We start from the raw sequence: 25,176 nt of genomic DNA, 5'->3' as shown, positions 1-25,176 counted from the left end.
CGCCCGGCCCCATCCGGCCCCATCCGCCCCGTCGCGTCCCCCGCGGCGGGGCGGACCCGTATGCGCCCACCGAGCGAGGCACCTCCCCGGCTATTACGCTTGGCGCCCAGAAGGGCACAGAGCGTGACCATTTCCCTAGCCGAGGAGACCGAAGATGTCCCGCAGACGCCGTCCCGGCCTTGAGCTGGCCGCCGGTTGCACCCTCGCGATAGCCGCCCTCTTCCTGGGCAACGGCCTGCCCGCGGTGGCCGACCCCGGCGAGCCCTCCCCCCGCCCCCGGCGGGAGATACCCCCCGAGATGCTGGCCTCGATGCAGCGCGATCTGGGCCTGACGGCCGACGAGGCGCGGACGCGGATATCCAACGAATACCGGGCCGGGGCCGCCGAACCGGAGCTGCGCAAGAGCCTGGGCGGCGCCTACGGCGGCGCGTGGGTGTCCGGCAACACCGCCGAACTCACCGTCGCCACCACCGACGAGGAACAGAGCGGCACCATCACGGCCGGCGGCGCCAAGGCCGCCGTCGTCAAGAACAGTCTCGAGGCCCTCACCGACGCCAAGGACGCCCTGGACCGCACCGCCGCGCAGCGCGCCCCGGCGATCCACGTGGCGTCCGCCTGGTACGTCGACGTCAAGACCAACAGCGTCGTGGTGCAGTCGGCCGAGCCCGACGAGGCGGCCGCCTTCGTCGCCGCGAGCGGCGCGGACCAGGCCGTGGTGCGGATCGTGAAGTCGGCCGAGCGGCCGAAGCCGCTGTACGACCTGCGGGGCGGCGAGGCGTTCTACATCAACGACGCCGCCCGCTGCTCGATCGGCTTCTCGGTGACCCAGGGCACCCAGAACGGCTTCGTCACCGCCGGCCACTGCGGCGATCCCGGCGACACCACCACCGGCTTCAACCGGGTGGCCCAGGGCAGCTTCCAGGGCTCCAGCTTCCCCGGCAACGACTACGCATGGGTGTCCACCAACGCCGACTGGGTGCCGCAGCCGTGGGTGATCGGCCCCGAGTCCACCACCGTCACCGTCTCCGGCTCCCAGCAGTCGCCGGTGGGCTCCTCCGTCTGCCGCTCCGGCTCGACCACCGGCTGGCACTGCGGCACCATCCAGCAGCACGACACCAGCGTGCAGTATCCGCAGGGCACGGTCAGCGGGGTCACCCGCACCAACGTCTGCGCCGAACCGGGCGACTCCGGCGGCTCGTTCATCTCGGGCAGCGAGGCCCAGGGCGTCACCTCCGGCGGCTCCGGCAACTGCACGGTCGGCGGGACGACGTACTACCAGCCGGTGAACCCGATCCTGACGACCTACGGGCTCACCCTCACCACCGGCTGACGCCGGGCGCCGAGACCGCCCCCGGCCCAAGCCGGGGGCGGTCCCACGCGAGCGCGAGCAGGCGCTACCGGCACGACCCGACGCGACACCCGCCCCAGCCCGGCACAGCGCAGCAGCCGCCCGGCGCGACGCAGCACGGCCCGGCGCGACGCAGCACCCGCCCGGCGCAGCACGGCATAGCACCCGCCCAGCCCGGCATAGCACCCGCCCAGCCCGGCATAGCACCCACCCGGCCCGGCGCACCAATCCCGCCCCACCCGGCACGGCACGGCCCGACGCGGAACCATCCCGCCCCACCCGGCGCGACACGGCGCGGCATCCGACCCGGCCCGGCGCGGGACCATCCCGCCCAGCCCAGCCCGGCCCGGCGCGGCACAGCGCCAGCCCGGCGCGGCGCAGCACGGCCCGGCGCGACGCAGCACCCACCCGGGCGCAGCACCCGCCCGGCGCAGCACGGCATAGCACCCACCCGGCGCGACACGGCGCGGCATCCGACCCGGCCTGGCGCGGCGCAGCACCCACCCGGCCCGGCGCGGGACCATCCCGCCCAGCCCAGCCCGGCGCGGCGCGGCCCGACGCGGAACCATCCCGCCCCACCCGGCGCGACGCGGCGCCCGCCCAGCCCGGCGCACCGTCCCTCGCGGCGCGGCGACCGGTCGGCCGGCCAGTCAGTCGGTGCGGGCGCCGTGTTGGGGGGCGATTGCTTCGATGCGGGCGGCGAGGTCGAAGTCGAGCGCGGTCACCTTGCCGCCGACGCTGTGGGTGTTCACCGAGACGGCCACCTTGTTGTAGCCGAGGGTCAGGTCGGAGTGGTGGTCGAGCTCCTCCTGGATCGTGGCCACCTCCGCGACCAGCCCGGCCGCCTGTGGGTGCCCCTTGAAGACGTACGTCCGGGTCAGCCGGTCGTCCGCGAACGACCAGCCGGGAAGCTGCTCCAGACGTCCCTGGATCTCCTGGTCGGTGAGCGGCTCGACTGCCATGACACTTCCCTTCGTCGCGGGTCGCCGGTCGGCCCCTCCACCCTGCCATGGGCGGATGGGCGCCGCCGGGCGTCGGCTACCTTCGGGGCATGACGACTGCCGCGCCGCCCCGGGTGGGCACACTGCTGCGCGCATGGCGGGACCGCCGCCGGCTGAGCCAGCTGGAGCTCGCGCTGCGCGCCGACTCCTCCGCCCGCCACATCAGTTTCATCGAGACCGGCCGGTCGCGGCCGAGCCAGGAGCTGCTGCTCCGGCTCGCCGACCGGCTCGATGTGCCCGTCCGCGAGCGGAACGCCCTGCTGGTCGCCGCCGGTTACGCCCCGCACTACCCGGAGCGTTCGGTGGACGACCCGTCGATGAGCGCCCTGCGCGCGTCCCTGGAGCGGCTGCTGACCGGCTATGAGCCGTATCCGGCGCTGGTGGTGGACGGCACCTATGAGGTGCTGGCGGCGAACCGGGGCATCACGGCGCTCCTTCAGGGGGTGGCGGAGCATCTGCTGAAGCCGCCGCTGAACGCGATGCGCCTCACCCTCCACCCCGAGGGGCTGGCCCCGCGCATCCGAAACCTTCGGGAGTGGCGCGGCCATCTGCTGGACCAGATGGACCGGCAGCTGGCGCTGATGCGCTCCGCGCCGCTGCGCGCGCTGTACGACGAGGTGGCCGCGTATCCGCTGCCCGGGACCGGTGGCCGGGAGACGGCCACCGCCGGTGACACCCCGCCCTTCGCGCTGCCGATGATGATCGAGCACGACGGGCGGGTGCTGTCGTTCATCTCGACGATCGCGACCTTCAACACCCCCATGGACGTCACGGTCTCCGAGCTGGCCATCGAGACGTTCCTGCCGGCCGACCCGGAGACCGCCGCCGCGCTGGGGCGGTTCAGCCGGCCGTAGGGACCCGGTCCAGGAAGCCGAGGACGGAGCGGATTCGGCCGTCCTCGGCCAGGACGATCACGTCGGTCGCGGCGACCGGTGCGGAGCCGTCGGCCGTGGAGACCAGCTCCCAGCTGCGAACCGGGTTCCGGACCGGAGGGCGCCGGCCCGGAACCCGATGGCTCAACCCTGCCGCCGTCGCGCGCGGGGGTCGATTACCGCCGAGGTAATGGCGGCCGGGGGCGCCGGGGGCGGGGACACCGGCCGGGGGGGCTCAGGAGCGCTGGGACTCCACCAGCGCGATGGCCTCTTCCTTGGTGGCCACGGCGGGGGGCGAGCCCTCCAGCGGCTTGCGGGCCGTCTCCTTCATCACGGCGGCGGCGATGATGCCGACGACCGCGGCGAGCATCGTGTAGAAGGCGGGCATCAGATCGTTCCCGGTGGAGCTGATCAGGCCCTCGGTCACCAGCGGGGTGGTGCCGCCGAAGAGCGAGACGGAGATGTTGAAGGCGATGGAGAGCGAGCCGTAGCGCACATTCGTCGGGAAGAGGGCGGGGAGCGAGGCGGACATCACGCTCACGTACGGCAGCAGGCACAGCCCCAGGAGCAGCAGCCCGGCGAAGACCGGGACGATCCCGCCCTGTTTGATGAGCAGGAAGCACGGCACGGCGAGCACCAGGAAGCCGACGGAGCCGGCCATCAGCACGGGCTTGCGGCCGATGTGGTCGGAGAACCGGCCGACGAAGGTGATGGCGGCCATGAGCACCAGCATCACGATGATGATCGGGACCAGGGCGCTGGTGCTGCTGTAGTGGAGGGTGTCCGACAGATAGGTCGGCATGTAGGACAGCAGCATGTAGTCGGTGATGTTGTACGCGGCGACCAGCGCCATGCACAGCACCATCGCCCGCCACTGGGTGCGGAACACCTGCCAGAACGGCAGGCTCTCGCGGTCCGCCGCGCTGGTGGAGCCCTCGTCCTCCAGTTTCTGGAACGCGGGGGTGTCGTCGAGCTTCAGCCGCAGATACAGACCGACCAGTCCGATCGGCGCGGCGGCCAGGAACGGAATGCGCCAACCCCAGGAATCCATCGAGGAGTCGGCGAGCGTCACGGTGAGAATGGTGACCAGTCCGGCCGCCGCGGTGTAGCCGATCAGCGTGCCGAATTCCAGGAAGCTGCCGTAGTACCCGCGACGTTTGTCGGGCGCGTATTCGGCGATGAAGGTGGAGGCGCCGCCGTATTCCCCACCGGTGGAGAATCCCTGGAGCATACGGAACAGGATGAGCAGCGCGGGCGACCAGAAGCCGATGGTCGTATAGGCGGGGATGAGTCCGATGGCGAGCGTGCTGGACGCCATCATGATCATCGTGAAGGACAATACCTTCTTACGGCCTATCCGGTCACCGAGCGGACCGAAGAACATGCCTCCCACCGGGCGGACCAGAAAGGCCACCGCGAAGGTCGCGAGGGAGGAAAGCACCTGGACCGTATCATTACCTGACGGGAAGAAAACCTTTCCGATGGTGACCGCGAGATAGCTGTAGATCCCGAAGTCGAACCATTCCATGGCGTTACCCAGCGCCGCGGCCTTCACCGCTTTCCGGACGGTCTTCTCCTCGGTGACCGTGATGTCGCTCCGGCGCAGTGGGGGGTTCTTGCGTCGCTGGATGGCACGCCACAGCAGGCGGTGCCGGGAGACGGCGGACGCGGAGGCTTCGACATCGGTTCGGACAGGCACAAGCAACTCTTTTCCGTGGACAGGCTCGTTGCGCATACCCCGAGCGACCCGCGGCATGCCAAGCGTGTCGCACACCACTCGCGACGCGGTCCACGGCACTCGAGGAACGTTCGACCCCAACCCGAGTCGGGCCAGGCATCTTCTGGGAATGCACGGCGCGTTGCTTTACCGCCTCTTGACCTCCCGTAAACCTGCGCACGCAGTCCCGTAACCGTCATGCACCGCCGAAAGGCTCCTGAATCAAGGGGACATCATGCTCTACGGCAATTCCCTCCGAGAGGCCATCAGTTCGCCTCACACCACACCCCTCATCGGCATCTACGACATGTACTCGGCATCCATCGCCGCCCAGCACTACAACGGCTTCTTCGTATCCGGATTCGGTTTCGCCGCCTCGCATTACGGGCTGCCGGATATCGGTTTCATCGCCTGGCCCGACATGCTCGCCTTCGTGGAGCGGCTGCGGCTCGCCTTCCCCGAACACCATCTGCTGGTGGACATCGACGACGGCTATGTGGACCACGAGGTCGCCTGCCATGTGGTGCAGCGGCTGGAGCGTACCGGGGCCTCCGGGGTGATCCTGGAGGACCAGCGGCGCCCGCGCCGCTGCGGCCACGCGGACGGCAAGCTGCTCCTGCCGCTCGAGGAGTACCTCGAAAAGCTCCACCTGGTGCTGAGCGCCAGGAAGGACCTGGTGGTGGTGGCGCGCACGGACGCCTCCGAGGAGTCGGAGATCCTGCGCCGGGCGGCCGCGCTGGCCGAGACCGACGCGGACGTCGTCCTCGTCGACGGGGTGCGCAGCGTGGAGTGGATCCGCAAGGTCCGCAGGGTCATCGGCGACAAGCCCCTGCTGTTCAACCAGATCGCGGGCGGGAAGTCGCCGCGGCTCTCCCTGACCGAACTGTCCGGACTGGGGGTGGATGTCGCGATCTACAGCACCCCGTGTCTGTTCGCCGCCCATGGGGCGATCGACGGCGCGCTGAGCGATCTCAAGACGTCGGACGGGCGGCTGCCGGACACCCGGGAGACCGGGGCCATCGGGGTCAAGGGCGCCACGGAGCTGCTGGAGAAGAACATCAGCAGGCACCACGGCAACCGCCGGCCGGCCAAGGTCTGAGCCGGGGCCACACGCCATGCCCTCGACATTCCTCAGGTCCTCGACGTTCCTCGGGCCCGGCACCGGCCGGCGCCGTAAGCCGAGAAAAGAGACCGGCTCGCCCCGGCCGTCCGCGACGGGCCTCGTCCTCGCCGCCACCGCGAGTGTGCTGTGCGCGGGCCCCGCGGCCCCCGCCATGGCCACGGCCCACCCGGCCACGGGCAGCGCCCCGGGCGACGACTGCGAGCCGGACGCCACCCCATCGGTCGTCACCGGGGGGCACAACGGTCTGGTGGTCATCGACAATTCCTTCGCGGACTCCTGGCTGGAGGTCGACCGCACCCTGAACACCCTGCTGCTGAGCCGTGGCACGGCGGGCAGCGACCACGACGGGGGCGGCGGCGCCATCGACGTCGTGGCCGGCGACACCGCCGGTGCGGACTGGGTGGCACAGCTCGGCCACCCGCCGTGGCAGGGCGAGAGCGGTGATTGATGTGCGCTGGACATCCTGGCCGCTGTCGTGGCCGGGCCGGCTCGGGAGGGCGGTGGACCCCTATGTCGCCGCCCTCCTCGGGACGGTCGCGGTGGCGGCGCTGCTGCCCGCGAGCGGCCCGGCGGCCACGGCCGCCGGCACCGCCGCGGACATCGCCATCGGGCTGCTCTTCTTCCTCTACGGTTCGCGTCTGTCCACCCGCGAGGCGCTGCACGGACTGCGGCAGTGGCGGCTGCACCTGGTGGTGGGCGCGAGCACCTTCGTGCTCTTTCCGCTGCTGGGACTGGCCGCGACCGGTCTCGCCCGGTTCCTCCTCACCGACCGGCTCGCCACCGGTCTGCTCTTCCTCTGTGTGGTGCCCTCGACCGTCCAGTCCTCGGTCGCCCTCACCTCCACCGCCCGGGGCAATGTCCCGGCCGCCATCTGCGCGGGTACGTACTCCAGCCTGTTCGGCATGATCGCCACGCCGCTGCTCGCGGCGTGGCTGATCGGCTCGGACGTCCGCTTCTCGGCGGACGAGCTGCTGGCCATCGCCACCCAGTTGCTGCTCCCCTTCCTCGCCGGGCAGGCGCTGCGCCGCTGGACCGCGTCCTTCATCGGCCGCCACAAGAAGGTGCTCGGCCTCCTGGACCGGGGCTCGATCCTGCTCGTGGTCTACACGGCGTTCAGCCGGGGCATGACGGAGGGCATCTGGCACCAGGTCACCCCGGCCCGGCTGGGCGCGCTGCTGGGCGTGGCGGCGGCCGTGCTGGGGCTGGCGCTGACCACGACGTCGCTGACCGCCCGGCGGCTGCGCTTCAGCCGGGCGGACCGCGTCACCATCGTCTTCTGCGGTTCCAACAAGTCGCTGGCCACCGGGCTGCCCATGGCCGCGGTGCTGTTCGGCGACGCGGCCGGGCCGGTGATCCTGCCGCTGATGCTCTTCCACCAGCTCCAGTTGATGGTGTGCGCGGTCATCGCGGGCCGCTGGTCCCGCCGGCCGCCGGAGGCCGCCCCCGCGCCCGGCGGGCCGGTCCAGGTCACGGAGGCCACGGGGTGAGGGGGCGAGCGGCGGGAGAGCACGGGAGGGAGGAGACCGGCTCAGGCGCGGCGGGCGATCACCACGATGGCGGCGTCGTCGTCGACGACCCCGCCGGTGTGCCGGAGCAGATCGGCGTGGAGATGGTCCACCAGCGACTGCGGGCCGCCGCCCTTCCAGGCCGCGAGCCGTTCGGGGAGCGGGTAGAAGGCGCCGTCGGCGTCCCGGGCCTCGATGACCCCGTCGGTGTGCAGCACCAGGAGATCTCCGTACTCGAAGCGGAACGTCTCCACCCGGTAGTCCCCCTCCCGCGGCACCTCCAGGCCCAGCGGTATCGCGGGTTGGTCCACGTCCAGTGTCGCGACCTCGCCCCGGTGCAGCAGCAGCGGCGGCGGGTGCCCGCAGTTCACCATTCCGGCCATCGGGCCGTCGTCGTAGACGTCCACCACCACGGCGGTCACGAAGGACTCCAGGCAGTTCCGGCCGCCACCGGGGACGTGCTGCCAGTTCCAGCACATGCAGCTGCCCAGGTGGGTGGCGATTGCCGGCAGCGAGAGATGGCGGTACGCGACCCCGCGGAAGGCCCCGATCAGCACGGCGGCGTCGCCGATCGCGGCCAGCCCCTTGCCCTGTACGTCCCCGATGACCAGCCGGGTCGCCCCCTGGGTGCGGACGGCCGCGTACAGATCACCGCCGATCTGCGCCTCCTCGTCGGCCGCGAGATACAGCGAGGCGATGCTCAGTTCCCCGATCCGTTCGGGCAGCGGCCGCAACAGCACCTCCTGCGCGGCCACGGACACCGAGCGCACCCTGAGCAGCCGGCGCCGATGCCGGTCGGTGACGTAGCGGAAGGCCGTCACCAGGCCGGAGAGCACGACGATGGCGGCGAGCTGCGCCTCGTGGTTGGTGGTCGTGACACCGCCGTGGAACACGGCGATGACGACCTGGGCCACGAAGGCCAGGGCGCCGATCGCGGCGGTTCCGCCCGCACCCGCGAAGGACGCGGTGATCGCGGGCGCGGCGATCAGGAAGGGGCCGAGGTGGACGCTGGCCGGAGTGAGGATGTCGATCAGCGTGACGGCCACGATGAGTGCGAGCGGGAGGGCGAACAGTGCCCGGCTCGACCGCGTTTCCCCACCGAACCGGGTGAGGTCGGGCGGCAAACGCATATCTCTTGCTTACACCCGATCCGGGCGCGGCGCGGACCGCGACCCGGCGGCGCGGCGCGCCCGCATCACCGGGCTTGGTCCGGTACGCCCCGGCTGACCACGGTGAAGGGTGCGGCGGGGGCGCCGTCGCGCCGGGACTCCGGCACGGTGTGCGCCGCGCCGGCCGCCTCCGGCAGTTCCGCGCCGGCCGGCGGCCGCGCGTCGGCCCCGGCCCGCGCGTCGGCCCCGGCCCGCGCCTCCCCCGCGGTCTCCGCTTCCGCTTCCTCCTCCGGCACCTGGGGCCCGTCCGCCTCCGCCAGCCAGCGCCGCAGCACCCGGTGCACCTGCTCCGCCCCGATCAGCTCCTCCCCCGCCGCCACCGGCGCGGTCAGCTCGGCCGGCCACAGCAGAAACGGGTGCCCCTGCTCGCCGCCGAGTCCGCCGTGCGAGCCGATCTGCTCCTCGAAGGCGTGCACCGTGCCGCGCACCGGGTCGTAGGCGGAGTTGACCATGATGTCGGGCGTGTTCCGGAAGTGCGCGGTGCGCCGCACGGCGTCCTCGGCGCCGGGCCCGAAGGCGGCGAGCGGGCTCACGCCCCCCAGCACCTCCCCGGTGTCCAGACGGTGCTCGGCGCCGTCCGCGCCCAGCACCACCGCGCCATGCGCCTCGGACCGTACGAGCAGGAAGCCCACCCCGGGATGGTCGGCGAGGGTGCGCAACAGGGTGGGGTGGCGGGCGTCGATCTGCTCGCGGCTCATCCGTCCCGGCACATCGGGGAAGGAGATCAGGCCCAGGTTCCCGGAGGCGAGCACGATCGGATCGGACACGGTGGCATGGCGGGCGGCGACGTCTTCGTCGGCCTTGGCGGCACCGGCCCGCCCGTCCGGCTCCACCTCGGGCTTCTCCGGCCGGCGCAGCGCCGCCCGCCCCGCCTCGCGCGCCTCCGCACCGCTCGAGGTCCGCCCGGCCCGCCGTGACACGGGCAGACCGCAGCCGGCCCGCACCAGGTCCTCCAGGGTCAGCCCGTACGCCCCCGAGAAGGTTTCGCCGGGGCTCTGTCCGTGGTCGGACAGCAGCACGATCCGGTAGTCGCGCGGGGCGTACTCGGCGACGTTGGCGATCAGCGCGATGGAGCGGTCGAGCCGGGCGAGCACCTGCTGGACGTCCCGGCCGCGCGGCCCCGAGTGGTGGGCCACCTCGTCGTAGGCCACCAGATCGGCGTAGATCGCGGTACGGCCGGAGAGGATGTCCCCCATCACCGCCGTCACCACCACATCCCGCTCCACGACGGTGGCGAACGCGCGGATGAGCGGATACAGCCCGCCCCGTTTGACCCGGGGTGTCTCGCGGCGCAGCTTGGCGCGTGTGGACTGGCCGATCTCCCGGACCACCTCGGCGAGGAACGACACGGCGGTGCGGGTCGCGTTGGCCGGGTCGGAGAAGTACGCGAAGTATCCGGACCGGGAGCGGTTGTGCTTGCCGCGCCGCGCCGCGACCGACAGCACCAGGGCCAGCTGATCGGCGCCGCCGGTGAACAGGTTGCCCCGGCTGGCCCCGTCCACCGTGAGCAGTCCGTCGTGTCTCGCGCGGGCGGCCGCGCGGCGTTGAAGCACGGCCGCGCTGGTCGGCCGGTTGCTCACCATCACCTCCCCGCTCTTCTTCTCGTACCAGCGGAAGGCGGGCACGTCCTCGTTGGAGCCGTGCAGGATGCCGAGCTGACTGGCGCCGGTCTGGCTGGACCAGTCGGTGCGCCAGGGCATCACCCGGTGGGTGGTGCGGACCCAGCCCGCGACGGTGGGCATCACCGGGGGCCGGTTCTCGCGCTCCCGCAGCGCCTCCCGCAGTACGGCGTGCCCCACCCCGTCGAGCTGGAGGAACACCGTTCCCGGGGACTGTTCGTCCCCTTCGTCCTGACCGAGCCGCCGTCTGCGCCGCCCGGCCAGCCGCGCCAGCCGCCGCCGGTACGCCCCGTCGTCCCGCACGGTCAGGAACGTGCTGGTGGCCGACGACGCGGCCGACATCACGGCCGCGACCACGACGGCGGTCTCCGGCTCGGCGGTGCCCGGCCCGTCCGGGATCAGGCTGAGGGCGATCAGCAGCATCGAGCCGTTGAGCGCGAACACCAGCAGCCCCAGCACCAGCGCGGGCATCAGCAGCAGCGCCCGTACGAGCAGCGGCCACACCAGCGCGCTGAGCACCCCGAAGGCGCCGGCCCCGCTGGCCGCCGTGACCGCGATCCGTGTCGCGCTGTCACCGTCGCCCGACTTCAGGCTGAAGTCGGGGAGAATCCCGGCGAGCGCCAGCATCGTGAGCGTGGACACCGCCCACACCGCCGTCACCCGCAGCAGGGCTCCCCCCACGGTCTTCCATCGGGGCTTCTGCACGCCGCGCCCTCACTTCGCATCACCGGCCCGCGCCAGGCGCGCGAGCCGGCTTCAAGCGTGGCACAGCGTTTCCGCGACGCGGCGGACGGTGGGTTACCAGGACGGATCGATTCCGCTTACGGGAAGCGGCCACGAGTACGGCTCACGTCCTACGGCTGCTACGGGGCGCTGGGGTCGTTGGTTGGGTGCGGCGCCGTTTCGCGCCTTCGGCGCAATTGAGCAGCGGCGGCGGGGGGTGGGGGGCGCGGCGCCGCCGCCGTCCGCCGGGTCCGTGGGTGTGGGCGCCGGTGGCGGCTTCCGTGCTCGGGGGCCAGGGCCGTTGCCGGAGTGCCGGATTCGTTCCGGGTTGGCGGGGGGTGGGTACCCCTCTGGAAACTGATTGACAAATTAGTTGCGTCAGATCAAGCGTTTTGGGGAGGGGTACCCGGACCCTGCTCGCACTCCGGGTCGGGCCGCACCGCCCGCGACGCCGAGCCGCCACCGGCCTCCGCCCCCACCGGTCCGTCAGTCGGCGGCGGCGCCGGGCCCCCGCCCCCCTGCCCCGCTGCTCAAGTGCGCCGAAGGCGCGAGACGGCGCCGCGCCTGACCGGCGGTCAGGGCCCGGTGGAAACGTTGGTCGTGAGTTGCCGGAGAATACGCTTGACCTCGTCGAAGTCCTGTGTCGACAGGGCCATGGCCGCGCCGATGGCGCTCGGCACCGCCTCGGCCCGCTCCCGCAGTTCCGCGCCCTGGCCGGTGAGGCTGACGCGGACGGTCCGCTCGTCGTCGGGGCGCCGCTCGCGGCGGACCAGGCCCGCCGCCTCCAGGCGCTTCACCAGCGGGGTGAGCGTGCCGTAGTCCAGGTGGAGGGCGGCGCCGACGTCCTTGATCGACACCGTGCCGTGTTCCCACAGGACCAGCATGACCAGGTACTGCGGGTAGGTCAGCCCCAGCTCCTCCAGCAGCGGCCGGTAGCGGTGCGTCACCGCGCGCGAGGCCGCGTAGAGGGCGAAGCACAGCTGGTCGTCCAGGAGCAGGGAGAACTCCCGGGCCTGCTCGTGCCCGTCGTTCCGCGCCATGTGCCTGTCCTCCGCTCGTGTGCTCATTCAGCCGAGCCTACCGTTACGACCGAATTATTCAACGCCCACTTTTTACTTGTGCACAATCTAATCGCGTCATAGTCTTCTGGCAGACGGGGCCCCCAGGCTCCCTTCAGCCAAGGAGTTCGCCGTGTCCGCATACACCCCGACCGCGCCGGTACTGGAACAGGCCGCGGCCGAGTTCGCCAACGCCACCGCTCAGCCGCCGTTCCTGTTCGACCTGGGCCCCGTCGAGGGCCGTAAGACCGTCGACGAGGTGCAGTCCGGCGAGATCGCCAAGCCCGCGGTCGACGAGGAGTGGATCACCGTGTCCGGCGGACCCACCGGCTCCGTGAAGGCCCGCATCGTCAAGCCCGCCGGCGCCACCGACACCCTGCCCGTCATCGTCTACATCCACGGCGCGGGCTGGGTGTTCGGCAACGCCCACACCCACGACCGCCTGGTCCGCGAACTCGCGGTCGGCGCGAAGGCCGCCGTGGTCTTCCCCGAGTACGACCTCTCCCCCGAGGCCCGCTACCCCGTCGCCATCGAGCAGAACTACGCCGTCGCCCGCTGGGTCGTCACCGACGGCGCCGCCAAGGGGCTGGACGCCACCCGCATCGCGGTGGCCGGTGACAGCGTGGGCGGCAACATGACCGCCGCCCTCACCCTCATGGCCAAGGAACGCGGCGATCTGTACTTCGCCCAGCAGGTCCTGTTCTACCCGGTCACCGACGCCGCCTTCGACACCGGCTCCTACCACCAGTTCGCCGAGGGCTACTTCCTGCGCCGCGACGCCATGCAGTGGTTCTGGGACCAGTACACCACCGACCCGGCCGAGCGCGCCCAGATCACCGCCTCACCGCTGCGCGCCACCGTCGACCAGCTCGCCGGCCTGCCCCCGGCGCTCGTCATCACCGCCGAGGCCGACGTTCTGCGCGACGAGGGCGAGTCCTACGCCAACAAGCTCCGCCAGGCCGGTGTCCCCGTCACCGCGACCCGCTACCAGGGCGTCATCCACGACTTCGTCATGCTCAACGCCCTGCGCGGCACGCACGCGGCCCAGGCCGCGATCACCCAGGCCATCACCGTCCTCCGCGATGCCCTGGGCACCAGCTGACAAGCCGCACCTACAAGCGGATGCGGGCCCAGACCGTCTTGCCGACGATGCGCTCCCGGATGCCCCACGCCTCGGCCAGGGCATCCACGATCGCCAGACCGCGTCCGGATTCGTCCTCCGGTGCCGGGGCCGCGAGGCGGGGGCGGCCCTCCCTCGGGTCGGACACCTCCACCCCGACCATTTTTTCTGCGTCGTATGCGATACGCACCTCGTAGTACCGCCCCGGTACGCGCCCGTGGCAGACGGCGTTCGTCGCCAGCTCGGAGAGGACCAGAAGTACGAGGCCGGCTGAGCCTTTGTCCAGGCCCCAGGCCCGCAGAGCGGCACCGGCGGCACGGCGGGCGTGAGGGACGGATGGGGGGACGGGCGTAAACCTCTGCTTCCAGCCATGGAGCGGATTTACGTCGTGACTTTCCGCGTTCATGCTCCCACTGTCAGTGCAGGCGGCTACCTTCACCAGTAACAGAGCGTCGACTGCGGCGACCGGCAACTCCTGTCGAACGCCGGTTGATTGACGTTGACCGAAGTTGAGGGGGGTGGCCTGTATGGCCCCGTCGAAGAAGAAGGACTCCGCGCCGCCGACCGTCCAGTACTTCGCTGCTGTGCTGCGGCTTCTACGAGAGCGGGCGGGGCTCACCCAGGACGAGCTGGGCGCGCTGATGAACTACACCGGGTCGGCGGTAAGCGCCGTCGAGACGTGCGCGAAGCCACCCACGGACGAGTTCATCGACGCGGCCGAGAAGGCTCTGGACGCGGGCGGGTTGCTGCGTTCTGCGATCAAGTATCTGCGGCTTGAGCGGTACCCGGCCCACTTCCAGGGCCTCGCCCAGCTGGAGCAGGAAGCGCTGAGTCTGTCGTCGTACTGCACGCAACTGATTCATGGCCTGCTACAGACGGAGGAGTACACCACCGCGCTGTTCGACTACGCATTCCCCCCGCTTGACAGGGAAGAGGTCACGAAGCTGGTCGCGGCCCGTATGGACCGCAAGGCACTCTTCGACCGCAAACCGGCAGCCGTGGTCAACGTCATCATCGAAGAGGCAGCGCTACGGCGCGAAATCGGCGGGCCAGAGGTCATGCGTGCCCAGTACGCGCATCTCATCGAGTGCGCAGCCCGTCCGAATGTCGTCATTCAGGCCATGCCCATGAGCCAAGCTGGGCACGCCGGGCTTCCTGGACCGATGACACTGCTCGAGACGCCCGAGGAGACCTCCGTGGCCTACCTCGAAGGCCACGGCCAGAGCATCCTGTTGTCCAAGCCGGACGAGGTGGGCGTTCTGGCCCGCCGCTATGCCATGATCAGGTCCCAGGCCCTCAGGCCGGAGGAATCCGCAAGCTTCATCGAGAAGTTGATGGGTGAGCTATGAGCAGACTCGTGTGGTTCAAGAGCAGCTACAGCGATAACACAGGCGGCGAGTGCATAGAGGTCGCCTACGACTGGCACAAGTCCAGCTACAGCGACTCCAGCGGCGGCCAGTGCGTCGAAGTCGCCACCACCCCCACCACCGTCCACATACGGGACTCCAAGAACCCCGGCGGTCCCCACCTCCGCATAGCCGCCACCGCCTGGACGGACTTCGTGGCCTTCGCCACCCGCTGACCCCCTAAGCCCGGCCGTGCGTCTTCTGCGCACGGCGGGACAGGGAATCGATCACGACGGCGAGCAACAACACCCCACCGGTGATCATGTATTGCACGGCGGCCTGGATGTCCAGGAGGGTCACGCCGGAGGCGATCGACTGGATGACCAGGACGCCCAGCAGCGCGGACCAGATGCTGCCGCGGCCGCCGAAGAGGCTCGTGCCGCCGATGACGGCGGCCGCGATGGCGTTCATCAACAGGTTCGTGGAGATCGCCGTCTGGCTGACCGAGCTGATCCGGGAGGCCAGGAAGAGTCCGCCGATGGCGGCCATCAGGCCCGACATCATGAACGCGGAGATCCGCACCCAGGTCACGTTGATGCCTGCGCGGCGGGCCGCCTCGACCCCGCCGCCCAGTGCGAAGATCATCCGCCCGTAGGCCGTGCGGCGCAGGACGTAGTCCAGGACGACGAGGACGGCCAGGAAGATCAGCAGGGCCAGCGGCAGGCCCTGGAACTGGTTGAGCACATACGCGGCGGCGAAGGCCACCACCGCGAGCGCCCCCGTGCGTACGGCGATCTCGCCACGGGAGCGGGCGGGCACCCCGGCGGCGTGGCGGCGCTTGGCGTCTCGTCGGGCGGCGAGGAAGTATCCGGCGGTGCCGAGCGCCGCGAGCCCGTACGCGGCGGCGACATCGCCGAAGTAGTAGTTGGTCAACTGGACGACCAGGCCCTGATCGTCGAGGTTGATGGAGCCGTAGCTGCCCATGAGGGCGAGCATCAGTCCGTACCAGCCCAGCAGTCCGGCGAGGGTGACCACGAACGCGGGGACGCCGACGGCGGCGGTGAAGAAGCCGTGGACGAGGCCGACCGCCGTACCGCAGAGTGCGGCCAGGATGACGGCGGGTGGTTCGGGCATGCCGTGGTTGACGTTCAACACGGCGAACAGGGCGGAGGCCAGGCCGCTCACCGAGCCCACCGACAGATCGATCTCGCCGATCAGCAGGACGAAGATCACGCCGACCGCGATCATGCCGGTGCCGACGATGTCCACGCTGAGGTTGGAGAGGTTGCGCGGGGAGAGGAAGTGGGAGTTGAGGAGCTGGAAGACGATCCAGATCAGGAGGAGTCCGGCCACGACGGGGACGGAGCCGAGTTCACCGGCGCGCAGTCGGCGCACGAACGCGTGGGGGAAGCGTTCGGCGGGGCCGCCCGGGTCGCCGAATCCGTTCACAGCTCCTCCTTCCGCCGCGTCACCGCGTTGTCGGACGCGCCGGTGATGGAGGAGACGATCTGCTCCTGGGAGGTGGTGGTGACGTCGAAGAACCCGTTGTTGCGGCCGAGCCGCAGCACCGCGACCCAGTCCGCAACGGCCTTGACATCGCCCATGTTGTGGCTGATCAGCAGCACCCCGAGTCCCCGGTCACGGAGCCGTTCCACCAGGTCGAGAACGTGCGCGGTCTGTTCGATGCCGAGGGAGGCGGTGGGCTCGTCCAGCAGGACCAGGCGCGGTTCGCCGAGCAGCGCCCGGGAGATGGCGACGGTCTGCCGCTGGCCTCCGGAGAGGGAGGCGACGGGCCTGCGCACATCGGGGACGCGGATGGCGAGGGTGGCCAGCAGGTCCCGGGTACGGCGCTCCATCTCGACCTCGTTCAGGACGCCGACCCGGCGGATCTCGCGGCCGAGGAAGACGTTGCCGACGACGTCGAGGTTGTCGCAGAGCGCGAGGTCCTGGTAGACGGTGGCGATTCCCAGGTGCTGGGCGTCGTGCGGGCGGCCGAGGTGGACGGGGCGGCCCTGCCATTCGAGGGTGCCCGCGTCGGCCGGTTCGACGCCCGCGATCACTTTGACCAGGGTGGACTTCCCGGCGCCGTTGTCGCCCACCAGCGCGATGACCTCACCGGCGTGGATCTCCAGCTCGACGTCCGCGAGCGCCTGGACCGCGCCGAAGCGCTTGGAGACGCCCCGCAGCGCCAGCAGGGGCGGGGCCGGCGGTTGATGAGCCATCCGCTCCTCCCTTCCCGTCGTTCGGTGAGCCGTGCTCGCTCGGTGAGCCGTGTCAGCCGATGAGCCCGGCCTCGCGGCACGCGTCCGCGTACTTAGCGGTACAGATCTGATCGACGCGATACATGCCGTCCTTGATGAGGGTCTGCTTGATGTTGTGCACGGTCACCGCCAGCGGCGTGAGCAGCACGGTCGGGATGTCGCGGGCGGTGGCGTTGTCGACCCTCCGGTCGGCGATCCCGGTGAGCGACCTGCCGTGTCCGAGCGCGACGGCCATCTCCGCGGCGGCGTACGCCTGGGGTTTGAACGGCTTGTAGACGGTCATGTACTGCTCGCCCGCGACAATCCGCTGGACGCCGTTGAGCTCGGCGTCCTGGCCGGTGACGGGTGGCAGCGGATGGATACGGGCCGTCTTGAGGGCGGCGATGACGCCCGAGGCCACGCCGTCGTTGGCGGCCAGGACGCCGTCGATGGCGTGCGGACCCAGGATGGCGATGGCGGCGGTCATGTTGTGGTTGGCGTTCTCCGGCCGCCAGCCGACGGTCTGGTAGGACTTGCCGATCCTGACCTCGCCCCTGAGGACGGACAGCGCGCCCCGTTCGTACCAGGCCGCGTTGGGGTCGGTGGTGGAGCCGTTCATCATGACGATCTGGCGGTCGCGGGCGTCCGGGCCCAGGGCCCTCAGCAGCGCCTGGCCCTGGAGTTGGCCGACGCGATAGTTGTCGAAGGAGACGTAGCCGGACACGGGTCCCTCCGCGAGCCGGTCGTAGGCGACGACCGGGACATGGGCCTGGTGGGCCTGGATCACGGAGTGGCGGATGGCCTTGGTGTCCACCGCGTCCAGGATCAGGACGTCGGCCCCGTTCGCCATCATGGCTTCGACCTGGTAGCGCTGGGCGGCCGGGTCGTGCTGGGCGTAGGCGTAGGTCATCGTGCAGCGCGGGCACAGCTCCTTGACCCGCTGCTGGATCAGTGGCTTGTCGAAGCGCTGGAACCGGGCGATCTCGTTGTCCGGGAGCAGCAGGCCGATCCGCAGGGCCCCGCGGTGGTGCCCGGTCGGGCCGGACGTCTCGCCGACCTGGGCCGCCTTGCCGCACGCGGCGAGGGACACGGCCAGGACCAGGCCCGCCGCGACGGCGACGGCCGCACGGAGGCGCGCACGGGTCGTACGGGGGTGCGGGCCGGGGTGCGTACGCGGGTGCGGGTGCGGGCGCGTACGGGGGTAGGTACGGAAACACCTCATCTGGTCGTCCCCCTTCCGGCCGCCGGTGGCTCCTCCCGCCGGAACGACAGGGCGACCTCGCTCCAGACCTGCTTGCCCCCGCTCAGCGGCACCGAGCCCCAGGACTGCGACACGGCCTCGACGAGCAGCAGCCCGCGTCCGCCGGTCGCCTCCCAGTCCACGGTGGCCGGTTTGACGGGGGTGCGCGGCGACGGGTCGTTGACGGCGATCCGCAGCCGGTCCGCGGTCAGCGTCAGGCTGAGCCGCACCTCGCCCTGGGTGTGCACCAGGGCGTTGGTGACCAGCTCGGAGGTGACCAGCAGGGCCACGTCCAGCTCCTCCTTCACGCCCCAGTTGCGCAGGGTGCGCGCGGTGAAGCGGCGGGTGTGCATGACGGCGTCGGGCAGCCGCCACACCGTCCAGCCGGCCCGGGTGGGCCGCACCCGCATCCCGTCGTAGCGCAGCAACAGCAACGCGACATCGTCCTCGCGGTGGCTGACGCCGCCGAGCAGCTCGTCCGCCACCCCTCCGGGGTCGGCCGGGTCGGCGCGGGCGAGCGCCTGGCGGACCCGGAGCATCCCGTCCTCCAGGTCGAGCCGGGCGGACTCGACCAGGCCGTCCGTGAACAGGGCGAGCAGGGTGCCGGCGGACAGCCCGGCCGCGGTCATCGGGAACTCGGCGTCCGCGACCACGCCCAGCGGCGGGCCGCCCTCGATCTCCAGGACCTCGGTGCTGCCGTCCGGGTGGCGCAGCAACGGATGGAGGTGTCCGGCCCGGACGAGCCACGCCTCGCCCTCCTCCATGTCGAGGTCGGCGTAGCAGCAGGTGGCGAAGAGGTCGGTCTCCATGCCGACGAGGAGGCGGTTGGCGTGCGCCACGGCCACATCGGGTGGATGGCCCTCCACGGCGTAGGCGCGGATGGCGGTGCGCATCTGGCCCATGATGGTGGCGGCCGCGGCGCTGTGGCCCTGCACGTCCCCGATGACCAGCGCCACATGGCTCTCGGTCAGCGGGATCACGTCGTACCAGTCGCCGCCCACCTCCAGGCCCATCGTCGCGGGCAGATAGCGGGTGACGGCCACCCCGCCGGGCAGCTCCGGCACCTTGCGGGGCAGCAGACTGCGCTGGAGCATCGTGGCCAGCTCGTGCTCGGCGTCCAGGGCGTGGGCGCGCACCAGGGCCTGCCCCACCAGACCGGCGGTCGCGGTCAGCAGCGAGCGCTCCTCCGGGCCGAACGCGTGCCGCCGCTCCCATCCGATCAGGCACACCCCGACGGTCCGGCCGTCCGCCGGGAGCGGAAGGAGGGCGAGGCCGCCGGGGCCGATGCCGGCGAGGCCGGGTTCGAGATCGGCGCCCTCGGGCCAGATGCTGACCTGGCCCACGCGCAGCGCCTCGGTCAGCGAGGGCAGGGCGTGGCTGGGCGGCTCGGGCCATTCGGAGCGCCAGGCGGACCGCCACACCTCGGGCCAGGCGCCGGGTTCGGCGGGCACGAGGAGGCCGACCACCAGCTGGTCGGCCTGGAGCTCGGCGACCGCGACCCGGCTCGCCCCCAGCGGTTCGCACAGCGCGCCGACCACGGCCCGGCCGACGTCGCGGATGGTCGTGGCCCCGGCCAGGGCGGCGGACAGCCGCTGCACCAGGGACACCTCGTCGGCGCTGGGCCGCAGGTAGGAGGTCTCCGCGACCACGCCGAGCATGCGCCGGGGCCTGCCGTCCGCCCCGGTCTCGACCCGGGAGCGCAGGCCCAGCCAGCGCAGTTCGCCGTTGGGCCGGCGGATGCGGAACTCCAGGTGGGCGGCGCCCGAGGTCAGCATGTCCGGCTCCAGGACCGACATCAGGACGGGCACGTCGTCCGGTACGGCGGCCGCCAGCAGGGTCTCCACCCGGCCGTCGAAGTCCTCCGGCGCGAAGCCGAACAGCTCCAGCACCTGGGGGTCGGCGGTCATCCGCCCGGTGCCGAGGACCAGGACGAACGAGCCGACCCGCAGCCGGTCCGGGGTCAGGCCGGGCAGCTCGCATCCGGGCTGGGCGAGCGCGCGCGGGCCGGCCGCTTCGAGCCCGGCGGCCACGTGGTGGGCGTAGAGCTCGAGGAATCCCCGGCGGTCGGCGTCGATGCCGTCGGGCGCCTCGTCCACGACCACCAGGCATCCGAGCCCCCTGCCGTCCCCGCCGAGCGGCAGCGCGCCCAGCGAGACGCCGGGCGCGGTGCCGGGCGCGGCGCCGGTTTCGGGTGTGCCGGGCGCGGTGTCGGTTTCGGGTGTGCCGGGGCCGTAGCCGGCGAGTTCGTCGGGGGACAGCCACAGGGGGCGCCCGGTGCGGAAGGCGTCGGCCACGGGGGACCGGCCGGACAGCAGATAGCGGGCCGGCAGCGCGTACGGCCGTCCGGCGCTGCTCACCGTCTCGGCCAGCCGCAGTTCGGCCCCCTCCGCGTCGAGCACGTAGACAGCCACCAACGCGGTCCCGGTGAACGTCAGCACATGCCCGGTCACAGCCGCCTGCACCGCCTCCGTGCGCGGACCGCCGGTTTCGTGGGCGTACCCGAGTCATGCCTCCCGGAAGGAGAAAGCCCGCAGATCCCGCAGATCCCGCAGATAGCACCGCCAAGCTTCTCCCCTCACAGCATGGCACAGAGGGTCGAAGCGGGGCATATCAGTCCTGGCGAGCGGCGGTGATCGCGCCGCCGTCCACCGGGGACGGGGCGAGCGTCTCGGGCAGTGGGGTGTGCCGCGCCCCGGCGATGAGGACGTGGAAGCCCCAGACCAGCCGGTCCTGGGGGGAGCCGGACAGCAGCCGGGGGCCGAGCGCGGCGATGTGCGGATACGTGCGCGGGGAGGCGCCCCGCACCCGCGCGGCGAGCGCCTGCCAGTCCGCTTCGCTCTGGGGCGTGTCGCCGGGGGCGCGGTGGGCGTGCTCGGCCGCGGTCGCGGTGGCGAACTGCATCAGCAGGTCGACCAGCCATGCGGCCCGGCCGGGCTCGAGACCGCCCTCGTCCAGCAGCGTCAGCAGCGCCTCCCCCAGATTCAGATAGTTCTTCCCGGAGGGGCGCGCCACCAGGGCGGACTGGGCGAGACCGGGGTACTCGAACAGCAGCGAGGTGTACGAGGTGAGAATCCGCACCAGCCGGTCGCGCCAGTCGCCGTCCGCACCGGCCGGACTCAGGTCGACCGTGCCGAGGAGTTCCTCCAGGACGGCCGCGTGCAGCTCGGCGAGGTTGCGGACGTAGACGTAGAGCGAGGCGGGCCCGGTGTCCAGCTCCCGGGCCAGGCGGCGCATCGTGACCCGCTCCAGGCCCTCGGCACGCATGAGGTCGACCGTGGTGGCGATGATGCCTTCCCGGGTCAGGGCCGGTTTCGCCGGACGTTCCCGGCGGCTCCGCGGGGCGGTGGGGTGCGCTGTCATGGGGTCATCGTACCCGTTGACGAACGCGTTCGTAACGAACGCGTTTGCCACGAACGCGTTCGTCGCCCTACTCTCCTGTCGTCCGCAGCGCACCGGCGCCGCCGAGCCAAGGAGGCACCACCATGTCCGGAGAACGCCGAATCGCCATCGTGGGCGCGGGGTTGGGAGGGCTGACGCTGGCGCGCGTCCTGCACGTGCACGGCATCGCCTCGACCGTCTACGAAGGGGACGCGTCGCCGACCGCACGCGACCAGGGCGGCACGCTGGACCTGGACCGGGAGTCCGGCCAGCGCGCGCTGCTGCTCGCCGGACTCCTCGAGGAGTTCCGGCCGCTGAGCCGTCCCGAGGGCGGGGAGCTGCGCCTGCTCGACAAGGACGCCACCGTCGGCCTCCGCATCCCCCCGCCGGAACCGGGCGAGGGCGAGGAACGCCCCGAGATCGACCGCAGCGCACTGCGGAACCTGCTGCTGGGCTCGCTGCCCGAGGGGACCGTCCGCTGGGGCCACAAGGTGCGGACGGTCGCCATGGGGGCGGCCGGGCGGCCCACGCTCACCCTGTCCGACGGCCGGACCGTCGAGCCGGATCTGCTGGTCGGCGCGGACGGGGCGTGGTCCCGGGTGCGGACCCTGCTGTCCCACGCCGACCCGGTCTACTCCGGCCTGTCGTTCGTGGACGGTCTGCTGCGCGACGTCGGCACCCGGCACCCGGCCATCGCCGAACTCGTCGGACAGGGCATGATGTTCGCCCTGGCCGACGAGAAGGGGCTGACGGCCCAGCGCAACGGCGGCGACCGCATCCGCGTCTACAGCGCGGTCAAGGTGCCGGAGGAGTGGAGCCGTTCGGGCCTCATCGACCCGGCGGACCCGGCGGCGTCCAAGAAGCGGCTCCTGGACCTCTTCCCCGACTGGGACGAGCAACTGCGCGCGCTGATCGCCGGCATCGACGGCCCCCTCGTCCCCCGGCCCATCCACGCCCTGCCCATCGGCCACCGCTGGGACCGGGTGCCCGGCGTCACGCTCCTGGGCGACGCCGCCCATCTGATGTCCCCCTTCGCGGGAGCGGGCGCCAACCTCGCCATGCTCGACGGCGCGGAACTCGCCCTCGCCCTCGCCACCCACGACGACCTGGAGACAGCCCTGAACGCCTACGAGACACCCATGTTCCCGCGCGCCGAAGAGGCGGCCGCGCTGTCGGCCGAGCACCTCACCGGCTTCTTCGGCCCGGACGGTCTGCGGACCGCACGGGACGCCTTCACCGCGGTCACCTCGGGGGGTGCGGCCCGATGACCAGCCAGCAGACCACGGGATTCACCATCGAGCCCTACCCCGGCCTCCCCCTGACGGTGCGGGACGTGGGCGCTGGCCGGCCCGTGCTCGTCCTGCATGGCGGCGGCGGCCCCGCCACCATGACCGGGGTCGTGGACCACTTCGCCGCCACCTCCCGGGTGCTGGCGCCGACCCACCCGGGCTGGGACGGCACCCCGCGGCCCGAGTGGTTCTCCGGGGTCGGCGACCTCGCCGAGACCTATCTGGAACTGCTGGACGACCGCGACCTGAGCGATGTCGTCGTCCTGGGCAGCTCCTTCGGCGGCTGGATCGCCTCCGAGATGACCGTGCGCGACCGGGGCCGGCGCATCGGCGCCCTGATCATCGTGGACGCCATCGGACCGCGGGTCGAGGGGCACGAGGTGCGGATTCCCACCGCCCCGCCTGGTTCGCCTGCCCCGGCTGCCCCGGCTGGTTCGGCTGCTCCGGCTGGTTCGCCTGCCCCGGCTGCCCCGCCGTCCGGGCAGGGCTCCGGCGCACCGGAACCGCCCCGGGGCCCCTCGCCCGAGGCCATCCGGGCGATGCTGGCCTACACCGGGCCGTCGCTGTCCGATCCGAAGCTGCTGCACCGGCTCGCCCGGGTGAAGGTGCCCGCCCTCGCGGTGTGGGGCGAGAACGACACGGTCGTCACGCCCGACTTCGGGCGCGCGTACGCCGCCGCCATCCCCGGGGCGCGCTTCGAGCTGATCCGGGACGCGGGCCACCTCCCCGCCCGGGAGGCACCGCAGGCCACCTTCGCCACGATCGACGCCTTCCTGGCCGCCGCCGGGCGGTAGGGCACCGTGGCCGGGGGTGGCTCACCCCCCACTGTCGGGCCGTAGGGCACTGTCCCCGCCACCGGGCGGTGGTTCACCGCCCCCGCTGCCGGCGGTGATTCACCGCCCCTGCCGCCGGGCGGTGGCTCACCACCCCTGCCGCGGGGCGGTAGTTCATCGCCCTCGCCACCGGGCCGTAGGGCACCATCCCCGCCACCGGCCGATGGACTCACCGCCCCCACCGGCCGGTGATTCACCACCCCCGCTGCCGGGCCGTAGTCACCATCCCCGGCACCGTGCGGTAGGGCAACGTCCCCGCCACCGGCCGGTGGCTTACCAGCCCCGCCGCCGGACCGTAGGGCAGCATCCCCGCCGCCGGGCGGTAGTTCACCGCCCCGGCATGTCGGGCCGTAGGGCACCGCCCCCGCCACCGGCCGTAGGGCACCGCCCTTCGGGCCGGGCGGGGGAAGGGGGTGTCAACGGGGGCGGCCCAGTTCCTTGCGGAAGATGTCCAGCACATTGCCGCCGAGGATCTTCTCGACGTCTGCCTCCGGAAGGCCCCCGCGGATCAGCGCCTCGGTCACCAGAGGCAGTCCGCGGGGGCCTTCGAGGCCGGGGACCAGCAGTCGGGCGTACTCGACGTCCTCGCAGCAGGGCGGGGTGGTGTCGTCGCTGACCTCCTTGATGAAGTCCGGGCCGAGACCCACCCGGTCGACGCCGATGACCTCCGCGATGTGGAGGATGTGGTCGGCCAGCCGGTCCACCGTGCGGTCGGCCTGGTCGGTGGCCAGGAACTCGCCGAGGAAGTTCACGCACACCAGGCCGCCGGTCGCGGCGATCCCGCGCAACTGCTCATCGGTGAGGTTGCGGTGATGGTCCAGCAGCGCGCGGGCGGAGGAGTGGGTGGCCAGCACGGGACGGGTGGCCAGCTCCAGTACATGGGCCACCCCGGAGGCGCCCAGGTGGGAGACGTCGAAGAGGATGCCCAGCCGCTCCATCTCGCGCAGCGCCCGGACCCCGGCCTCGGTGAGCCGGCTCCCGGTGGCGTCCTCACCACTGCCGTCGGCCAGCGCGGTACGGCCCCAGTGGGCGATCGAGGCGATGCGCACCCCGAGGCGGTGCACGGTGGAGAACAGCTCCACATCGGCGTCCAGCCCGGGGGCGCTCTCCAGCGCCAGCACCAGCGCGATCCGGCCCTCGGCGAGCGCGGCGTCGATGTCGTCGCCGTCCAGACACAGCCGTACCTCATCGGCGTTGCCCTCGGCGAGGGTGTGGGCGCACTCGATCATCCGCAGCGTCTCGCGCAGCGCGCCCTCGGGGCGGAACCGGTCGTCGATGAAGACCGGCAGCACCTGGAGGTCCACCCCGCCCTCGCGCAGCTGGGGCAGCCAGCGCTCCCGGAAGTAGCCGGCCCAGCGGTGCGGCGGGCGGGCGGTGACGGCTATCAGCAGGTCGTTGTGGGCGTCGGCGACGACGGCGCGCCGGTGCAGCGCACGGCTCATACGGATGCTTCGCTTTCTGTCGCGCCCGGTCCCGCTGAAGGGGTTCACCGTCGGCGGGCAGCAGCGGCGGCTGGGCCACCGGTCATCGTGGCGTACGCGCCGCCCGCCGGTCCATGGAATTTCCACCCCGCCGGGCCGCCCGGACGGGTCCGC

22 protein-coding genes and 1 pseudogene are annotated in these 25,176 nt (G+C 72.1%); 10 read left to right on the top strand and 13 right to left on the bottom strand.

What is annotated here, in order from left to right:
* Positions 1-154 precede the first annotated feature (154 nt).
* Positions 155-1,330: a S1 family peptidase gene (locus PS467_RS31995; RefSeq protein WP_311038122.1), complete on the top strand. Its 1,176-nt coding sequence runs from the start codon at positions 155-157 to the stop codon at positions 1,328-1,330.
* 668 nt (positions 1,331-1,998) lie between these two features.
* Here the strand turns inward: PS467_RS31995 and PS467_RS31990 are convergent.
* Positions 1,999-2,310, bottom strand: coding sequence for a 4a-hydroxytetrahydrobiopterin dehydratase (locus PS467_RS31990; protein ID WP_311038121.1), 312 nt, complete (start codon positions 2,308-2,310; stop codon positions 1,999-2,001).
* Between the two features lie 89 nt (positions 2,311-2,399).
* Here PS467_RS31990 and PS467_RS31985 point away from each other — a divergent pair, with 89 nt between their 5' ends.
* On the top strand, positions 2,400-3,203 hold the full coding sequence (locus tag PS467_RS31985; protein ID WP_311038120.1) for a helix-turn-helix domain-containing protein: 804 nt from the start codon (positions 2,400-2,402) through the stop codon (positions 3,201-3,203).
* On the opposite strand, the pseudogene PS467_RS31980 reads toward PS467_RS31985, so the two are convergent.
* Positions 3,190-3,318, bottom strand: a pseudogene (locus tag PS467_RS31980) (nuclear transport factor 2 family protein); the annotation flags it as partial. The gene PS467_RS31985 and the pseudogene PS467_RS31980 sit on opposite strands and share 14 nt — an antisense overlap.
* Positions 3,319-3,456: 138 nt before the next feature.
* Positions 3,457-4,956 carry a glycine betaine/L-proline transporter ProP gene (gene proP, locus PS467_RS31975; RefSeq protein ID WP_311038119.1) on the bottom strand — a complete coding sequence of 500 codons (1,500 nt, stop codon included), beginning with the start codon at positions 4,954-4,956 and terminating at the stop codon, positions 3,457-3,459.
* Positions 4,957-5,173: 217 nt separating this feature from the next.
* Here proP and PS467_RS31970 point away from each other — a divergent pair, with 217 nt between their 5' ends.
* From PS467_RS31970 to PS467_RS31960, 3 genes are read left to right on the top strand one after another with little or no spacing between them, the layout of a single operon-like run.
* Positions 5,174-6,037, top strand: coding sequence for an isocitrate lyase/PEP mutase family protein (locus PS467_RS31970; RefSeq protein ID WP_311038118.1), 864 nt, complete (start codon positions 5,174-5,176; stop codon positions 6,035-6,037).
* Positions 6,038-6,053: 16 nt separating this feature from the next.
* Positions 6,054-6,509: a hypothetical protein gene (locus PS467_RS31965; RefSeq protein ID WP_311038117.1), complete on the top strand. Its 456-nt coding sequence runs from the start codon at positions 6,054-6,056 to the stop codon at positions 6,507-6,509.
* A complete protein-coding gene (locus tag PS467_RS31960) occupies positions 6,502-7,548 on the top strand; it encodes a bile acid:sodium symporter family protein (protein ID WP_311038116.1) in 1,047 nt (348 codons plus the stop codon). The genes PS467_RS31965 and PS467_RS31960 overlap by 8 nt, the downstream gene beginning before the upstream one ends.
* A gap of 41 nt (positions 7,549-7,589) precedes the next feature.
* Here PS467_RS31960 and PS467_RS31955 read toward each other — a convergent pair whose 3' ends face one another.
* The 3 genes from PS467_RS31955 to PS467_RS31945 all read right to left on the bottom strand — a co-directional run bounded on the left by PS467_RS31955 (position 7,590) and on the right by PS467_RS31945 (position 12,144).
* Positions 7,590-8,696 (bottom strand): PP2C family protein-serine/threonine phosphatase, encoded by a 1,107-nt coding sequence (locus PS467_RS31955; protein ID WP_311038115.1) that lies wholly within the window; start codon positions 8,694-8,696, stop codon positions 7,590-7,592.
* Between the two features lie 65 nt (positions 8,697-8,761).
* Entirely contained in the window at positions 8,762-10,981 is a 2,220-nt protein-coding gene (locus tag PS467_RS31950) for a phage holin family protein (RefSeq protein ID WP_432280767.1), read from the bottom strand.
* 671 nt (positions 10,982-11,652) lie between these two features.
* Positions 11,653-12,144 (bottom strand): MarR family winged helix-turn-helix transcriptional regulator, encoded by a 492-nt coding sequence (locus tag PS467_RS31945; RefSeq protein ID WP_432280660.1) that lies wholly within the window; start codon positions 12,142-12,144, stop codon positions 11,653-11,655.
* Between the two features lie 124 nt (positions 12,145-12,268).
* On the opposite strand from PS467_RS31945, the gene PS467_RS31940 reads away from it, so the two are divergent.
* Positions 12,269-13,237 (top strand): alpha/beta hydrolase, encoded by a 969-nt coding sequence (locus PS467_RS31940; RefSeq protein ID WP_311038113.1) that lies wholly within the window; start codon positions 12,269-12,271, stop codon positions 13,235-13,237.
* A gap of 10 nt (positions 13,238-13,247) precedes the next feature.
* Here the strand turns inward: PS467_RS31940 and PS467_RS31935 are convergent, their stop codons facing one another.
* Entirely contained in the window at positions 13,248-13,661 is a 414-nt protein-coding gene (locus PS467_RS31935) for an ATP-binding protein (RefSeq protein WP_311038112.1), read from the bottom strand.
* A gap of 121 nt (positions 13,662-13,782) precedes the next feature.
* Between PS467_RS31935 and PS467_RS31930 the strand changes: the two genes are divergently transcribed.
* Both PS467_RS31930 and PS467_RS31925 read left to right on the top strand, forming a co-directional pair.
* A complete protein-coding gene (locus PS467_RS31930; RefSeq protein ID WP_311038111.1) occupies positions 13,783-14,604 on the top strand; it encodes a helix-turn-helix domain-containing protein in 822 nt (273 codons plus the stop codon).
* Positions 14,601-14,837 (top strand): DUF397 domain-containing protein, encoded by a 237-nt coding sequence (locus PS467_RS31925; RefSeq protein WP_311038110.1) that lies wholly within the window; start codon positions 14,601-14,603, stop codon positions 14,835-14,837. The genes PS467_RS31930 and PS467_RS31925 overlap by 4 nt, the downstream gene beginning before the upstream one ends.
* 4 nt (positions 14,838-14,841) lie before the next feature.
* Here PS467_RS31925 and PS467_RS31920 read toward each other — a convergent pair whose 3' ends face one another.
* The 5 genes from PS467_RS31920 to PS467_RS31900 all read right to left on the bottom strand — a co-directional run bounded on the left by PS467_RS31920 (position 14,842) and on the right by PS467_RS31900 (position 21,441).
* Complete coding sequence (locus tag PS467_RS31920) at positions 14,842-16,050, bottom strand: sugar ABC transporter permease (RefSeq protein ID WP_311038109.1); 1,209 nt, start codon at positions 16,048-16,050, stop codon at positions 14,842-14,844.
* A complete protein-coding gene (locus PS467_RS31915) occupies positions 16,047-16,823 on the bottom strand; it encodes an ATP-binding cassette domain-containing protein (RefSeq protein ID WP_311038108.1) in 777 nt (258 codons plus the stop codon). The genes PS467_RS31920 and PS467_RS31915 overlap by 4 nt, the downstream gene beginning before the upstream one ends.
* Before the next feature lie 52 nt (positions 16,824-16,875).
* A complete protein-coding gene (locus PS467_RS31910) occupies positions 16,876-18,063 on the bottom strand; it encodes a sugar ABC transporter substrate-binding protein (protein ID WP_311038107.1) in 1,188 nt (395 codons plus the stop codon).
* Complete coding sequence (locus PS467_RS31905) at positions 18,060-20,531, bottom strand: SpoIIE family protein phosphatase (protein WP_432280766.1); 2,472 nt, start codon at positions 20,529-20,531, stop codon at positions 18,060-18,062. Before PS467_RS31905 ends, PS467_RS31910 begins: the two co-directional genes overlap by 4 nt.
* Positions 20,532-20,691: 160 nt before the next feature.
* On the bottom strand, positions 20,692-21,441 hold the full coding sequence (locus PS467_RS31900) for a TetR/AcrR family transcriptional regulator (protein WP_311038105.1): 750 nt from the start codon (positions 21,439-21,441) through the stop codon (positions 20,692-20,694).
* A gap of 122 nt (positions 21,442-21,563) precedes the next feature.
* Between PS467_RS31900 and PS467_RS31895 the strand changes: the two genes are divergently transcribed.
* Both PS467_RS31895 and PS467_RS31890 read left to right on the top strand, forming a co-directional pair.
* Complete coding sequence (locus PS467_RS31895; RefSeq protein WP_311038104.1) at positions 21,564-22,727, top strand: FAD-dependent oxidoreductase; 1,164 nt, start codon at positions 21,564-21,566, stop codon at positions 22,725-22,727.
* Entirely contained in the window at positions 22,724-23,542 is an 819-nt protein-coding gene (locus tag PS467_RS31890; RefSeq protein WP_311038103.1) for an alpha/beta fold hydrolase, read from the top strand. Before PS467_RS31895 ends, PS467_RS31890 begins: the two co-directional genes overlap by 4 nt.
* A 455-nt stretch (positions 23,543-23,997) precedes the next feature.
* On the opposite strand, the gene PS467_RS31885 is transcribed toward PS467_RS31890, so the two are convergent.
* Positions 23,998-25,023 carry a dipeptidase gene (locus PS467_RS31885; protein WP_311038102.1) on the bottom strand — a complete coding sequence of 342 codons (1,026 nt, stop codon included), beginning with the start codon at positions 25,021-25,023 and terminating at the stop codon, positions 23,998-24,000.
* Between the last annotated feature and the right edge of the window lie 153 nt (positions 25,024-25,176).

This window comes from Streptomyces luomodiensis, assembly GCF_031679605.1.
Classification (GTDB): Bacteria; Actinomycetota; Actinomycetes; order Streptomycetales; family Streptomycetaceae; genus Streptomyces; species Streptomyces luomodiensis.
The sequence above is the reverse complement of the archived record's forward strand: the minus strand, read 5'-3'. Positions and strand labels throughout refer to the sequence as shown.